The sequence below is a fragment of the Bacillus sp. 275 genome (genome assembly GCF_001999205.1).
Taxonomy (GTDB): domain Bacteria; phylum Bacillota; class Bacilli; order Bacillales; family Bacillaceae; genus Bacillus; species Bacillus velezensis.
Map to the genome: position 1 here is coordinate 663573 of NZ_CP019626.1, position 14006 is coordinate 677578.

The 14006-nt window shown below is 46.5% G+C and carries 13 protein-coding genes and 2 riboswitches; of the genes, 4 read left to right on the forward strand and 9 right to left on the reverse strand.

Annotation, left to right across the window (positions count from 1 at the left end):
- Positions 1 to 31 precede the first annotated feature (31 nt).
- Positions 32 to 478 carry a MarR family transcriptional regulator MhqR gene (locus BZ167_RS02645; RefSeq protein WP_015417342.1) on the reverse strand — a complete coding sequence of 149 codons (447 nt, stop codon included), beginning with the start codon at positions 476 to 478 and terminating at the stop codon, positions 32 to 34.
- Between the two features lie 198 nt (positions 479 to 676).
- Here BZ167_RS02645 and BZ167_RS02650 point away from each other — a divergent pair, with 198 nt between their 5' ends.
- Entirely contained in the window at positions 677 to 2194 is a 1518-nt protein-coding gene (locus tag BZ167_RS02650; protein ID WP_046559543.1) for a sporulation kinase KinD, read from the forward strand.
- 209 nt (positions 2195 to 2403) lie between these two features.
- Here BZ167_RS02650 and BZ167_RS02655 read toward each other — a convergent pair whose 3' ends face one another.
- From BZ167_RS02655 to BZ167_RS02680, 6 genes are all read right to left on the reverse strand, one after another.
- The gene (locus tag BZ167_RS02655; RefSeq protein WP_003154690.1) at positions 2404 to 2664 is read right to left on the reverse strand and encodes an aspartyl-phosphate phosphatase Spo0E; all 261 of its coding nucleotides are present in this window, start codon (positions 2662 to 2664) and stop codon (positions 2404 to 2406) included.
- Positions 2665 to 2943: 279 nt separating this feature from the next.
- Positions 2944 to 3480: a 1,2-dihydroxy-3-keto-5-methylthiopentene dioxygenase gene (locus BZ167_RS02660; RefSeq protein ID WP_077391927.1), complete on the reverse strand. Its 537-nt coding sequence runs from the start codon at positions 3478 to 3480 to the stop codon at positions 2944 to 2946.
- A 15-nt stretch (positions 3481 to 3495) separates the two neighbouring features.
- Complete coding sequence (locus BZ167_RS02665; protein ID WP_077391928.1) at positions 3496 to 4125, reverse strand: methylthioribulose 1-phosphate dehydratase; 630 nt, start codon at positions 4123 to 4125, stop codon at positions 3496 to 3498.
- Positions 4083 to 4787, reverse strand: a complete 705-nt coding sequence (mtnX, locus tag BZ167_RS02670; RefSeq protein WP_077391929.1) for a 2-hydroxy-3-keto-5-methylthiopentenyl-1-phosphate phosphatase — start codon at positions 4785 to 4787, stop codon at positions 4083 to 4085. Before mtnX ends, BZ167_RS02665 begins: the two co-directional genes overlap by 43 nt.
- The gene (gene mtnW, locus BZ167_RS02675; protein WP_015239734.1) at positions 4784 to 5998 is read right to left on the reverse strand and encodes a 2,3-diketo-5-methylthiopentyl-1-phosphate enolase; all 1215 of its coding nucleotides are present in this window, start codon (positions 5996 to 5998) and stop codon (positions 4784 to 4786) included. Before mtnW ends, mtnX begins: the two co-directional genes overlap by 4 nt.
- A gap of 81 nt (positions 5999 to 6079) precedes the next feature.
- Positions 6080 to 6179: riboswitch (SAM riboswitch) on the reverse strand.
- Positions 6180 to 6215: 36 nt separating this feature from the next.
- Positions 6216 to 7412: a pyridoxal phosphate-dependent aminotransferase gene (locus BZ167_RS02680; RefSeq protein WP_077391930.1), complete on the reverse strand. Its 1197-nt coding sequence runs from the start codon at positions 7410 to 7412 to the stop codon at positions 6216 to 6218.
- A 91-nt stretch (positions 7413 to 7503) separates the two neighbouring features.
- Here BZ167_RS02680 and BZ167_RS02685 point away from each other — a divergent pair, with 91 nt between their 5' ends.
- The 3 genes from BZ167_RS02685 to mtnA all read left to right on the forward strand — a co-directional run bounded on the left by BZ167_RS02685 (position 7504) and on the right by mtnA (position 10892).
- The gene (locus tag BZ167_RS02685) at positions 7504 to 8283 is read left to right on the forward strand and encodes a carbon-nitrogen family hydrolase (protein WP_003154702.1); all 780 of its coding nucleotides are present in this window, start codon (positions 7504 to 7506) and stop codon (positions 8281 to 8283) included.
- A gap of 92 nt (positions 8284 to 8375) precedes the next feature.
- Positions 8376 to 8530: riboswitch (SAM riboswitch) on the forward strand.
- Positions 8531 to 8639: 109 nt separating this feature from the next.
- A complete protein-coding gene (mtnK, locus tag BZ167_RS02690) occupies positions 8640 to 9824 on the forward strand; it encodes an S-methyl-5-thioribose kinase (RefSeq protein ID WP_077391931.1) in 1185 nt (394 codons plus the stop codon).
- A 6-nt stretch (positions 9825 to 9830) separates the two neighbouring features.
- The gene (gene mtnA / locus BZ167_RS02695; RefSeq protein WP_015417336.1) at positions 9831 to 10892 is read left to right on the forward strand and encodes an S-methyl-5-thioribose-1-phosphate isomerase; all 1062 of its coding nucleotides are present in this window, start codon (positions 9831 to 9833) and stop codon (positions 10890 to 10892) included.
- A gap of 241 nt (positions 10893 to 11133) precedes the next feature.
- On the opposite strand, the gene BZ167_RS02700 is transcribed toward mtnA, so the two are convergent.
- Positions 11134 to 11631 (reverse strand): methylated-DNA--[protein]-cysteine S-methyltransferase, encoded by a 498-nt coding sequence (locus BZ167_RS02700; protein WP_015417335.1) that lies wholly within the window; start codon positions 11629 to 11631, stop codon positions 11134 to 11136.
- A complete protein-coding gene (locus BZ167_RS02705; RefSeq protein WP_015417334.1) occupies positions 11628 to 13847 on the reverse strand; it encodes a PAS domain-containing sensor histidine kinase in 2220 nt (739 codons plus the stop codon). The genes BZ167_RS02700 and BZ167_RS02705 overlap by 4 nt, the downstream gene beginning before the upstream one ends.
- Positions 13848 to 14006: the final 159 nt, after the last annotated feature.

Below are 14006 nucleotides of genomic sequence, written 5' to 3' on the forward strand. Positions count from 1 at the left end.
AAAAGGAAGCCTTTCAGAATGGCTTCCTTTTTTATTTCTGATGAAAATGTTTAGCGTTTAACCCCACTCTTTTCAGCATTTCCGTACACATTTCTATCTCTTCATCACTCAGCACACTGATCATTTCTTTAATTTCGTCAGCATGATCAGGGAAAATATCGTCCAAAAGACGGATTCCCTTTTCGGAAATCTGTGCGAAAGTCACTCTTCTGTCAGTCGGCGAGGCTTTTCTGATGAGAAGTTCTTTTTTCTCTAATTTGTCAACAACGTATGTAATACTTCCGCTCGCTAATAAAATTTTGTCGCCGATCTGCTGAAGCGGCTGTTTGCCTTTGTGGTACAGCAGCTCAAGCACCGCAAATTCCGTCGGGTTCAGGCCGTGCTTATGAATATGTTTATTCATATGGTCGTTAATAGATCGGTACGCACGTGACAGTACAATAAATAATTTCAATGAGTTTTCTGTTTTATCCGTCATACATTCAATCATCCTTTTACAAAAGAAACCGTTACAGAGAAACATTAATAAACAAAATGAAAAATGTCAACAAAAATGTTTCCAAAATTTCTCTTCTTTTTGTCAGACCTTAATAAAATAATTTGTTTTTCTATCATTTTGGTTATTTTTTCTTATTAAAGAAGTATAAAAATGATATAATACCTCTATTCAAGTGTAATGTTGGAGCGATGCAGAGTGAATACATTTAAAGGTGCCCGGGGAAAGATCAAGCTTTATCTCATATTGGTGATCATCCCGGCACTTATTATCAGCTTTTTCATTTATGAAAAAGAAAAGCAGAAAATAGCCGATAAACACATACAGGAAGCCAGTATGATGCTCAACCTTCACCGCAATAAGCTCAATTATTTAATCGGTGAAACAAAAGCCCGGATGACAACACTTGCGATCGCTGTCGATAAGCCTGTCAATGAAGAAAAGATCATTGACATTCTCGATCAGGCTTTTGAGGATGAACCCAGATTCAGCGGACTGTATATGCTGAATTCCAAAGGTGATGTCATCGCAAGCACGACTGATCTGAAATCAAAGGTGAATTTGGCCGACAGACCGTATTTTACGAAGGCGAAAAAGACGAAAAAAACGGTCATCACAAATGACTACTCCAGCAGAATTACAGGCCAGCGCATCTTCACGATCTGCGTGCCGGTGTTAGACGCAAAACGGGAAGTCACGGATTATTTAGTAGCCGCCATACAAGTCGATTATTTGAGAAATATGATCAATATGCTGAGCCCTGACGTTTATGTCAAGGCAACCAATCAGAATAAAGTGATATTTGCCAGCGGACGGGCTGATCAATCAGAAGGTGTGAAACCGGTCAGCGGCTATCTGGATGATATTAATTGGAATATCAATGTTTATCCGAAACCGGTTGAGCTGAACGAGCTGACCAAAAGCGTGCTGCTGCCGATGTCCAGTATTGCCGTGCTGCTGAATATTCTGTTCATCCTCGTTCAATATTATCTGCTTAAGCGCAAGACCCAGCTGGAGCGCGCTCAAAATGAAGCGCAGAAATTGGAGCTGATCGGAACGCTTGCCGCCAGCACCGCCCATGAAATCCGCAACCCGCTTACAGGGATCAGCGGCTTCATTCAGCTTTTGCAGAAAAAATACAAATCGGAGGAAGATCAGCTGTATTTCTCAATTATTGAGCAGGAGATTAAACGAATCAATCAGATTGTCAGTGAGTTTTTAGTGCTTGGAAAACCCACTGCCGAACGGTTGGAAGTGAACTCGCTGCAGGATATTCTTGATGAGATTATGCCGATTATTTATTCTGAAGGGAATCTATACAATGTGGAAGTGAATGTGGAGATACTCGTCAATCGGCCGCTCAAGGTCAACTGCACGAAAGACCATATTAAACAGGTGATTTTAAATGTCGCGAAAAACGCGCTGGAATCCATGCAGGAAGGCGGCCGGCTGTCCATCTATTTAGAAGCCCGCGATCATAAAGCAGTCATTAAGGTGGCCGACAACGGAATGGGCATTTCTGAAGATATGCTTGAACACATTTTTCTTCCGTTTGTAACGTCAAAGGAAAAAGGCACCGGCCTCGGCCTTGTCGTATGTAAACGAATCATGCTGATGTACGGCGGTTCGATTGACATTCAAAGCGAAGTCGATAAGGGCACAGAGGTCACCATTACCCTTCCTGCCGCTTCTCGATGAAAAAAACACCCTGATCGGGGTGTTTTTTATTTAAAGAAGAGTATGTGTAAGAGGATATACCAGAGGAACGGCATCATAGCCGGCAGATAGTACGAGGCGCTTCGTGAGCCGTGCCAGCGGAAAAATGTGCTGACTGTACGCGGTCATCTTTCGGATGCGGCGCTTGATCAGGAAGCGCATTCAGTCTTCGTTATCTGTTTTATCATCAATCATTTGTTTGCTTCATATGCAGGCATGACGTCACCGCGGGAGAACAAGCCTATTTTCTTCACAAGGCCCTGTATTCCTTGGTGATGTGTACGATCACGGTTTACCAGCTGCTGATACGCGTTCATCAGACAGTCCAGTTCCTGGCTGTGCCTGATCGTGTCATATCCTGTAAACCCTTGCCTGTTAGCCGCATCTATCATCATTTTTCTTTTTTTATCAATAGATACAAGCAATTTTTCTTGTTCAGAATAACTGCCCATTCACTTCACCCCTCACCGCTAAAAGAATAGGAAACAAGTTTGATTGGGTTATTGAGCATTATTACAGATTATACTTTATTTGTAAACATTTTTTTACTAAATAACTTATTTTTTCATTTCATATTGGAATCTTTAGCATGAATACGAGAATAATACCCATTCGGGTAATGATATAAACAGAATGCGGCATATTCAAGATTTAAAAAACAGCCACAGCTGACTTTATATTACAATAAAAAACCTCTCATGCCGGCGGGGCATGAGAGGTTCGGGCGTCTATCAGTTTTGCACACTTTCATTTTCGTAAATCGGCACCCAGCCCTCAGTCGTCACGAAGATTCGGATTGCGACGACCCGGCGGTCTTCCTGAAGCGTAAAGTAGTGGCGGATGTTCTCCGGAACTGAAATCAAATCTCCCGGATTTAAACGGACGTCGAAAAATGTGCCGTCTTTGCCTTGAATGACGAAGATGCCGTGTCCGCTGACGATAAAGCGGACTTCATCATCCGTGTGGTGATGTTCTCTTTGGAAGTTTTTTAATAATTCATCAAGATTCGGCGTGGTGTCTGATAAAGAAATGACATCCTGAGACTGATATCCGCGCCGGGCTGAAATGTCCTGAATCTCCGTGTCAAACGCCGCGAGAATCCGTTCTTTTTCATCTTCGGTTAGATCGTATTTTTCCGAAAGCTCAGACGGAAGTTTTTCAATGTTCCACTGCTCATAGATCACCTCTTGTTCGTCTAAGAAGCGCGCTACTTCTTCCTGATGTTCAATGAGCGTATTCTTTTCGTCATGAATTTTGATGGTCGCCATTTTCTATTCCTCCTTTTATTTTACCAGCTGCGGACGAAGTGACAGAAGCTTGAGGTGACAGCTGAATAAAAATTCATAGGCTTCCAGCACCCTTTTCGCTTCAAATGCGGTCCGCCCCCATGCCGTAATGCCGTGATTGCGGATTAACACCGCGCCTGAGCCGGCGTCCGCATGGTGCGCGAAGTTTTCGGCCAATGCCGGGATGTGCGCCGGATTGTCAATGATCGGAACGGTCACGGACGCGTTTTCCTCCCATAATCCGAGCGCCTTAATCATCTCCTGCCCCTGAAAAGTGATTTGTTTTTCATCCCCGTAAAGCTCTGAGATGACATTATTATTGACGGTATGGACATGCAGACAGCAGCCCGCGTCTGTCTTTTGGTATAAGTAAGTATGGAGAAGCGTTTCCGCTGAAGGTTTTAAAGAATGGCCGGTCTCAGCGGGCTTCCCGTACTCATTGATTAAGAGAAAATCTTCGTCTGTTTCTTTTCGTTTGTCTTTTCCGCTCGCCGTAACGAGAAAAGTCAGCGGCCCGTCGGATACTTTGATGGAAAGATTCCCGCTCGTTGCCGGGAACCAGTCTCTTTCGGCCAGCTCGCGTTTTACCTCGGCAAGTTCGCGCCAGCGTTCTTCTTTTGCAGCCATGCCTGCACCTCCCCGATGTTTTCAATGCCTGTTTTCACCTCATGAAAATCTTGAAAAGGCAGATGCCGGAGGCCGAGTTCTTTGCATCCAGTCAAAAGATAATCTCTCGCAAAGCACATATCGGATAACTTTGCAGCCTCGACATCCGTGACCGAATCACCGATCATAATGAGAAATTTCTGCTGATCGGATAGCTTACGGATGACTGACGGTTTGCAGCAGCCGCATTGATTGGTACAGTCTCCGTCACAGGCGTGCGGCCAGTCTATATGAATATATTCATTGTCAAAGGATGCATGATTGCAGAAAATCCGCTCCTTTTCTACGATCCCTTCCAAAAGCGGATGCACAAAAAAGTCCATTCCCCCGCTTACGATATAAAACGGGAGGCCGTTTGACCGGACAAACGAGACAAAATCCAAAAAGCCGTCCCGTATTTTCGCATCCTTCAGAATAAAGCCGGTCAGTTCTTCTTTTAAGCTGCTCGGCAGCAGTCCGAACATCCGTCCGACTCCTTCTTGGATTGATATGCTTTTAGACAGAACACCGTCTTTTAATTCAAGCCACTCAGGAGGCGCGAATTGTTTCATCATGCTGACAATGTTGTCGTTCATGGTGACCGTTCCGTCGAAATCACAAATAATCAGCGGTGTGCGGGTCATACGGCTTCCACCCTTCCCCATTTGTCTAATGCGAGCTGAAGATCTTTGCACGACGCGGCTTTTTCTTCAATCGGCTGCGCTTCAAGCACCGCATCAATGATGGCGCGGAACGCTTTTCCCCCGCCCTCGGCTCCTTTCGGATGGCCGTGAATGCCTCCGCCGGCATTGATGATGTGATCGATGCCGAAATCGCGCATCAACAATGGCACCATACCGGGGTGAATGCCTGCTGACGGGACGGCAAACGACGGATGAAAGACATCGTCTTTTACACATTCATCATGGATTGCAAGCGCGGACTCCTTCGGAAGAGCAACGGATCCGTAAGGTGACGGAAATAAACTGAAATCAGCGCCGCAATAGCGGTTCAGCTTGCCGAGCAAAAGCGCATGCGACAAGCCGTAAACGGGAGATGATGTGAACGCGCCGCTGACTGCCGGATGCGCCATGATCGGAAGCGGGATTTCCCTGTCTTCAGCAAGGCTCTGCATCACATCTAAACCGTAAGCGAACACATTCAATAAAAGCGCGTCCGCCCCGAGTTCTGCCGCGCGCCTCGCTTTATCCCGCAATTCAGCGGTCCTTCCCGTAAGGTTTACGGCATACAGCGTTTTATGCCCCGTCTCCTCCCGGGTTTCCTTCAGGACTTGTTTTCCTTCGATAATGCGGGTTTCAAACGGAGCCAGTTCATTTTCAAAGAAAATTTCGTCATCTTTAATCAGATCCACGCCGCCGAGCGCCTGCTGTCTGAGCTGTTCTTTAATGTCGGCGAGATCCCGTCCGATCACGCCTTTAAATATGCTCATCAGAAGCGGTCTTTCAAATTCGCCCAGCAGTTTGCGGATGCCGTATATACCGAATTTCGGCCCGGGAAGGGAGCGTTTAAACCCTTCGGAAAATTCAAGATCAGTCAATTTTATTTTTCCGTCCAGTGACAGCTTTCCGAATACCGTCGTCAGGACGGCCGGAATATCTCTTGAAAAGTTCGCCTCGGGATAGGCGATGGTGATGACGGATTGTGTTTCGTTTTCTGAGGTTCCTTCTTTCTCCTCAACTTTTACGACCCGCCCTTTATGTTTTCTGAGCTGTTCCTGCTTCACCAGGGGCAGGTCAGTCCAGGAGCCTACCGTCAGCCCCGCCGCAATCTGTTCCGCCCGCTTTTCACTGTCCGTTGTGTCTGTCAGAAGATATGTTGCCAATACTTCGCTCATGCGTGAACGCCTCTCTTTCTTTCGCAAAACATAAAAAAACCTCTTCCGTATGAGCAGAAAGAGGCTTCGTGTTATGTCCGAATCTTATCTCTCAGCTCCTGCTGCAAGAATTAGCACCGTGCTTTATCAGTCGGTTGCCGGGCTTCATCGGGCTCGTCCCTCTGCCTGCTCTTGATAAGAATAATGATTTTATAAAGTATTTTGAATTATCGCATTGTTATCCAGATATGTCAATGCTTTTTCGGGTGAAAAGATTCAGTTTCCCGATCCGTTCCGCAGCTTCTTTAAGTCTTTCTTCACTTGTCAGAAGACCGACCCTTATATAGCCTTCCCCCCATTTTCCGAACCCGTTTCCGGCAGCGACCGCGACATCCGCTTTCTCGAGCAGCAGGTCTGAAAACGACTGTGACGTATAACCGTCAGGCACAGGGAGCCATGCAAAAAAGGAGCCCGCCGGAGCCGTCACATCCCAGCCGATATTGCGGCAGGCTTTAATCCATGCATTGCGTCTCGATTCATATCTGTCATTTTGCGCCGCGACGCATGCCTGATCCGCTAAAAGTGCGGCTGTCGCCGCCTGCTGCGCCGCGGGAAACAGGCTGACAAACATATGATCCTGATAAAGGTTGATCGCTTCGATGACAGAAGCGTTTCCGACGGCAAAGCCGACCCGCCAGCCCGCCATATTATACGTTTTGGACAAGGTATAGATTTCGATTCCCGTCTCTTTTGCGCCTTCGGTCTGCAAAAAGCTCAGCGGTTTATGCCCGTCAAAGCCGACGGCTCCGTACGCGAAATCATGAACGACACAAATGCCGTTTTGCTCCGCAAAACCGACCGTCTCCTCGAAAAACGCCTCTGTCGCCACAGCGCCGGTCGGATTATTCGGATAATTGAGATACAGCAGCTTCGCCTCGCTCCGCACCTTTTCAGGAATTACGCTGTAATCAGGGAGAAACCCTCTTTCTTCCGTCAGCGGCATCATTTCCATTCTCGCTTTTGCAAGGGCGACGCCTGACCAGTAATCAGGATATCCGGGATCAGGCACCAGAATGGTATCTCCCGGGTTTAAAAGACATTGCGGAAGCTCAACAAGTCCCGCCTTGCCTCCGAACAGCACGGCGACTTCCGTTTCCGGATCAAGCGTGACCCCATACTCCCTTTCATAAAATGCAGCGGCTGCTTTTTTGAAGCTGTAAGCGCCCCGGAATGATGAGTATTTATGATTTTCCGGCCTTTCGACGGCGCGCTTCATTTCTTCAACGATATGCTGAGGCGTCGGCTGATCAGGGTTTCCCTGCCCTAAATTGATGACGTCTCTGCCTTCTTTCAGCTTTTGATTCACTTTTTGCACCAATGATGCGAAAAATTGTTCCGGCAGCTGTTTGAGTACATCTGAGATTTCAAAGTTCATATTTTCACCTTCTAAAAATGTCTTGAAATGATAGTCCATCATCATATATGGTTAAATAAAAAAAGTAAAGAGAAACTTGAGGTGTTAAAAAATGAAATGGACCGTTTCCTGTTTGCAATTTGATATTTCATACGGAAATCCTTCAGAAAACTTTAAAAAAGCAGAATCTTTGATTGAGCAAGAAAGCCGCCATGCGGATGTAATCGTGCTTCCTGAGTTGTGGACGACCGGCTATGATCTCACACGGCTAGACCAGCTGGCGGATGAAAACGGCAAAGTTTCGGAACAATGGCTTAAAGAAACGGCAAAAACATACAACGTACACCTCGTTGCCGGATCTTTTGCGGTCAAAGAAGGCGAAAATGTCTATAACACCATGTACATCGCCGATAACAGCGGACAGATCGTGAAGCGGTATCAGAAAGCCCATCTGTTTCAGCTGATGGATGAACACCTTTACTTGTCAGCAGGAAACAGCGACGGTTCCTTTGAGCTTGACGGTGTCAAGTGCGCCGGGCTGATCTGCTATGATATCCGTTTCCCCGAATGGATCAGAAAGCATACGTCCCAGGGCGCGAATGTCCTGTTTATCTCTGCGGAATGGCCTCTGCCCCGCCTTGATCATTGGCGAAGCCTGCTTATCGCCAGAGCAATTGAAAACCAATGTTTTGTCGCAGCCTCTAACTGCACGGGGTCCAATCCCGATAATGAATTTGCCGGCCACAGCCTGATTATTGACCCGTGGGGCCGGATTTTAGCCGAAGGAGACCGGACGGAAGGCGCAGTCCGAGCGGAAATCGATGTGTCAGAAAGCGCGGCCGTTCGCGGAACCATTCCGGTTTTCCAAGACTTACGGCGTGATTTATATTAATTTTCAAAAAAACGTTGACAAGAATATCCGGCACCTGCTAATATTTTCATCAACTGATTAATCCGAATTGTGATACAAATCAATATATTTTTCTCTTATCGAGAGTTGGGCGAGGGATTGGCCTTTTGACCCCAACAGCAACCGACCGTAATTCCATTGTGAAATGGGGCGCGTACATTTTGCGCCGAGACGATTGTCTCACAAGGCACGGTGCTAATTCCATCAGATGTTATCTGAGAGATAAGAGGCGGACTGCACTGTTTCAGCCTCCTTCTCTTTCAGAGAAGGAGGCTTTTTTTCGGGCGTATTCTCCGTCACGATCTCTTACTGCCACTACATAATTGGAGGGTAAATCCATGTCAGCAACTAAAACAAGTCTTTATGAACAATTAACAGAAAGCTCCGCCGCCGCGTTAGCCGTCAAGCTCGGCTTATTCCAAAACAAAAGCACTCTGACATGCCGTGAAATCGGCGACGGCAATTTAAATTACGTCTTTCATGTTTACGATAAAGAAAACAAAAAAGGACTGATTATCAAACAGGCGATTCCTTACGCGAAAGTCGTCGGTGAAAGCTGGCCGCTTACCATTGACCGGGCGAGAATCGAAAGCAGCGCCCTCATCCGCCAGGGCGAACACGTGCCGCACCTCGTTCCGGCCGTTTACTATTCCGATACTGAAATGGCCGTCACGGTAATGGAAGACCTCTCCCATTTGCGGATTTCAAGAAAAGGGCTGCTGGAAGGGCAGCATTATCCGAACTTATCGGTTCATATCGGTGAATTTTTAGGGAAAACGCTGTTTTACTCATCTGATTATGCGCTTGATGCGAAAGTAAAGCAGCAGCTCGCAAAGCAGTTTACAAATCCTGAGCTTTGCAATATTACGGAAAGGCTTGTGTTTACAGAACCGTTTCTCGACCATGAGACAAACGATTTTGAAGAGGAGCTGCGCCCATACGCAGAAAAAGTTTGGAACAATTCCCGGCTGAAAGAAGGCGCTGACGAATTGAAAGCCATCTTTCTGAATTCCGCGGAAACATTGGTTCACGGCGATCTGCACACGGGAAGCATCTTTGCCGATGAACATGAAACAAAGGTGATTGATCCCGAGTTTGCTTTCTTCGGACCGATCGGGTTTGACATCGGCCAATTTATCGCCAATCTGCTGTTAAACGCCCTCAGCCGCGACGGTGACGACAGACAGCCGTTATATGATCATACTGCCGCCGTATGGGATACATTTGTGAAAACATTCAGTGAAGCATGGGAGAAAGACTGCTTGCCTTCCCGCAGACACCTGCTGGAAGACACACTGAAAAACGCGTTTGAGGAAGCGGTCGGTTTTGCGGGATGCGAATTGATCCGGCGCACGATCGGACTCGCCCATGTGGCTGACTTAGATGAAATCACTCCGTTTGACAAACGAATCGAACGGAAGAAGCTGGCGCTTGACATCGGCGCCTATTATATCGAAAACAGAAAAAAACTGAAGCATATCACCGAGGTTCTGGACCAATTTAAGCTCCGTGTAAAGGAATGATGCAGCATGACCAATGAATTTGCCATCCCCCGTTCTGTAGAATGGAAAGAAACCTACATCCGCATTTTAAATCAGCAAAAGCTTCCCGACGTCACTGAATATGCGGAACTTAAAACAAAGGAAGATGTATTCGACGCGATTGTCACGCTGAAAGTAAGGGGCGCCCCGGCCATCGGTATAACCGCGGCGTTCGGACTCGCGCTCTCCGCCAAGTCGTTTGAAGCCCGCGACCTTTCAGATTTCCGACGTCAGTTCGCGGATGTCAAAGCGTATTTAAACAGTTCAAGGCCCACTGCCGTCAACCTCGCGTGGGCGCTTGACAGACTGACGGATTCCATCAGGGATGCGATCTCAATCAATGAAGCGAAGACAACGCTCGTTCATGAAGCCATTCAAATTCAGATTGAGGATGAAGAAACATGCCGAATGATCGGCCAGAATGCGCTGCACCTTTTTAAAAAAGGCGACCAGATCATGACCATCTGCAATGCGGGCTCGATTGCCACAAGCCGATACGGTACGGCGCTTGCTCCCTTTTACTTAGCGAAACAAAAAGATCTCGGCCTTCATATCTACGCATGTGAAACAAGACCCGTTCTCCAAGGATCACGGCTGACGGCGTGGGAGCTGATGCAGGGCGGAATTGATGTCACGCTCATTACGGACAGCATGGCCGCCCATACAATGAAGGAAAAACATATTTCTGCGGTCATTGTCGGCGCTGACAGAATTGCAAAAAACGGTGATACGGCCAACAAAATCGGAACGTACGGCCTCGCTATTTTGGCAAACGCCTTTCAAATTCCGTTTTTTGTGGCCGCACCGCTTTCGACATTTGACTTGCAGATTGAAAACGGCGATCAGATTCCGATTGAAGAGAGAGATCCGAATGAAGTCAGACAGATCTCCGGCATACGCACCGCTCCCGAAGATGTGCCGGTCTTCAATCCGGCCTTTGACATCACGCCGGGCAGCCTGATTTCCGGCATTATAACCGAGAAAGGAATTGTGACCGGCTCTTACACGGAAGAAATTGAACAATTATTCGCTGACTGCCAGCTGAGCTGAAAAACCGCTGATGATATTGCCTCAGGCAATGTCAGCGGTTTTTTTGTCTGCACAATGTAATCACTTTATCTTTTTGGACGGCTGTAATGAGATGCATTTTAAAAAACAGCTCTGCATAACCGGCTATCTTTTGCGGACGGCTCATTTTCATCAGGCTTCGTCCTCCTTTTTCATCAGACCAACTTTTTTCACTTAATAAAATGATATGTCGGACGTGAAAAAACGGAACGTGCCATACGCTTTATTTTTCATTATAGGATATTTGTTCGATGTTCAGCAGCACCGCTTTTACATCCGTCTTCGTGCCCGCGTATCCCGTTAAGGCGCTGTTTTTGCCGATTACCCGATGGCAAGGGATCAAAATCGGCAGCCGGTTTCGTTTATTGGCTTGTCCGATGGCGCGCACCGCTTTCGGTTTTCCGATCGCTTCAGCCATATCGCCGTAGCTTCGGGATTCCCCGTAAGGAATCATCGTCAGCGCGTTCCATACCCTTTCCTGAAAGGGTGTGCCTTTTTGTCTCAGAGGCAGAGAGAATTGCTTTCTTTCTCCTGAAAAATATGATGCCAGCTGCTGTTTCGCCTCCGACAGCAAAGCGGTTTCGCACGGCTTTACGCCGGGCGCGTCTTTCCGCCATTCCTCAAAATCTTCCCCGGTGAGAAACAGGCCGGTAATAAAGCTCTCTTCCTCTGTTATGATGACGGTTCCAAACGGCGCTCTCACACTTGTAAAACAGATCATTCCCCGCTCCTTCTTTCTTCGGTATTCTGCCGGATCGGAAGCGTCAAATGAAAAACGGTGCCCTTCCCTTCTTCACTTTCCACATGAATGCGTCCCTGATGCTCTTCGATGATTTTATAGCTGACCATGAGACCGAGACCCGTTCCCCTGTCTTTTGTCGTGTAAAATGGTTCACCCAGACGTTTTAATTTGTCTTCGGAAATGCCTGTTCCTTCATCTTGAATAGAAATCAAAATGTGGTCTTGATCAGAAGACTGAATGGTCACGTAGATATTGCCGCCGCCCGGCATGACTTCAATGGCGTTTTTTAAAATATTGATAAACACCTGTTTTAATTGATTCGGTTCACAGTAAATCGGCGGGATGTTTCCGGTCAGGTTCAGATGGATCTGCACATTGACAAGATTGGCCTGGGCATTCAGAAGATCAGCCGTGTCTTTCATAATCTGCGTCACGTCTTTTTCTTCATATAATATCGCCTGGGGTTTCGCTAAAATTAAAAATTCAGTGATGATAGACTCGATGCGTTTTAATTCTGAGGTAATGACGTTAAAGTACAGAGAATATTCGCCTTCAATGCTTCCTTGAAGAAGCTGAATGAACCCTTTCAGCGCCGTCATCGGGTTTCTGATTTCGTGGGCGATGCCCGCCGCCAGCTCCCCTACAACATGAAGAGTATCGGATTTCCGCAGCCTCTCTTCAAGCTCTTTGGCCTCTGTGACATCTTTAAAGATGGCCAGATTCATATTTTGAATGATATTTCTTTTGAAGGAGAATTCCAGTTTGCGGCTGTCGCTGCTGCTTAACAGGAAGGGGATTTCATTATCCATTCCTTCTAAATCAATCTTTCTGGCGGGAACACCCGCGTTTTCAATATCAAATAAAGAAAGAATATCCGGAACGGTGTACGCTCTCAGCTCCTCATCCGGCATACCGAGTATACGGCTTGCGAGAGGATTCGCGTCAATAATGCGGAATTGGTTGTCAAATAAGACCTTGCCGTCCATTGAGCCGTTGAATACTTTTCTGAATTTCAGCTCGCTTTCCCGCAATTCTTTTTCCATCCGCTTACGATCGCTGACATTTCTTAAAATGGTTAAATGCTGACCTTCAAGTATGGTTCGTTTTGATGTGAATTCCAGCTCTTTAAATTGGCCGTTTGCCATCTGAAACAGCATTTCTTCACGGATTTCCCCGTATTTTTCATATTTTTTCTTAATCTGCTTATATTTTTTCTGCGGATCAACGATAAACGTACATAAATTCGTCTCCACCAGCTTATCCATCGGCAGTTCGAAAATGCGGCACGCCGATTCGTTTGCTTTGGCAATCTTTCCGTCATCAGACCAAATGACAATCGCGTCCATGGCGTTTTCAAAAATTTCGCGGAATCGCTCTTCGCTTTTAAAAAGTTTCAATTCCATCAACCGTTTCTCTGTTATGTCCCTCATAATGGACATGTAGAACCCGCTGATTAAGTTGGACGTAATCGTAAATTCAAACAGCTTCTCTTCGCCCGACCGAAGCTTGACGGGCAGTTCTCCTTTGGCGTTTCCTTTTCTGCGGAGGGTTTCCCAGATTTCTTTCAGATGCTTTTTGTTTTCTCCGTCGGTAAAATGGCGGAGCGACAGATGGGACAATTCATTCTGGCCGATCTCAAAGCTTTTGCAAAAAGAGAGGTTCGCATCAATAAACCCGCCGTCCTTATCAAACAGCACGATGCCGTCGACAGCCCTGTCAAACAAATCTTTAAACAGCTGCTCGTTCATGGAGAATTCGCGCTCTAATATTTTTTTAGAGGAGATATCCCTCATCACCACAAAAAAATAATCCTCCCCAATTCCGTCTCTGGCGAGGAATTCAATGTATTTCGTCGCGCCGCTGTCAAGCTTAATCGGCACCTCTTTCCACAGATGGCCTTTTTTTAAAAACTTTTTCACGGCCTTATTCAGTTCTTCCTGAGGCACGGAATATAAAAAATCCAGGACGGAGCGGTTAATGAGGTTCTCTGCCTCAATCTGCATCATCCGGGCCGCAGCCTCGTTCGCCTGGACGATTTTCATTTCCTTACGGCATATAAAAATGGCATCAAGCGTGTTATTCATAATCACGTGATACCGGTTCAAATCACTCTTCAGGCGGTCATTTTCCTCTTTCATCCGCTTCAGCTGCTCTTTCAGCGACTCTTTTGTTTGCAAATCCAGAGTTTCAGCCATTCAGTACACTCCTTCTTCAAAAACCTATCCTTCAATATTTCTACAAAATACCTCATCTTCCTTCATTCGCCCTATACATTTCAGAAAATTTCAATGATATGACAAGTTAAAGTCTTTTTCTACGATCCTTACCTCCCCATTACATCATCCTAACAATCC

What these genes read in the sequence shown, in the direction of transcription:
- BZ167_RS02645 (WP_015417342.1), bottom strand. Translation starts at nt 478, where the DNA reads ATGACGGATAAAACAGAAAACTCATTGAAATTATTTATTGTACTGTCA.
- BZ167_RS02650 (WP_046559543.1), top strand. Translation starts at nt 677, where the DNA reads ATGTTGGAGCGATGCAGAGTGAATACATTTAAAGGTGCCCGGGGAAAG.
- BZ167_RS02655 (WP_003154690.1), bottom strand. Translation starts at nt 2,664, where the DNA reads ATGGGCAGTTATTCTGAACAAGAAAAATTGCTTGTATCTATTGATAAA.
- BZ167_RS02660 (WP_077391927.1), bottom strand. Translation starts at nt 3,480, where the DNA reads ATGGCGACCATCAAAATTCATGACGAAAAGAATACGCTCATTGAACAT.
- BZ167_RS02665 (WP_077391928.1), bottom strand. Translation starts at nt 4,125, where the DNA reads ATGGCTGCAAAAGAAGAACGCTGGCGCGAACTTGCCGAGGTAAAACGC.
- mtnX (WP_077391929.1), bottom strand. Translation starts at nt 4,787, where the DNA reads ATGACCCGCACACCGCTGATTATTTGTGATTTCGACGGAACGGTCACC.
- mtnW (WP_015239734.1), bottom strand. Translation starts at nt 5,998, where the DNA reads ATGAGCGAAGTATTGGCAACATATCTTCTGACAGACACAACGGACAGT.
- BZ167_RS02680 (WP_077391930.1), bottom strand. Translation starts at nt 7,412, where the DNA reads ATGAACTTTGAAATCTCAGATGTACTCAAACAGCTGCCGGAACAATTT.
- BZ167_RS02685 (WP_003154702.1), top strand. Translation starts at nt 7,504, where the DNA reads ATGAAATGGACCGTTTCCTGTTTGCAATTTGATATTTCATACGGAAAT.
- mtnK (WP_077391931.1), top strand. Translation starts at nt 8,640, where the DNA reads ATGTCAGCAACTAAAACAAGTCTTTATGAACAATTAACAGAAAGCTCC.
- mtnA (WP_015417336.1), top strand. Translation starts at nt 9,831, where the DNA reads ATGACCAATGAATTTGCCATCCCCCGTTCTGTAGAATGGAAAGAAACC.
- BZ167_RS02700 (WP_015417335.1), bottom strand. Translation starts at nt 11,631, where the DNA reads ATGATCTGTTTTACAAGTGTGAGAGCGCCGTTTGGAACCGTCATCATA.
- BZ167_RS02705 (WP_015417334.1), bottom strand. Translation starts at nt 13,847, where the DNA reads ATGGCTGAAACTCTGGATTTGCAAACAAAAGAGTCGCTGAAAGAGCAG.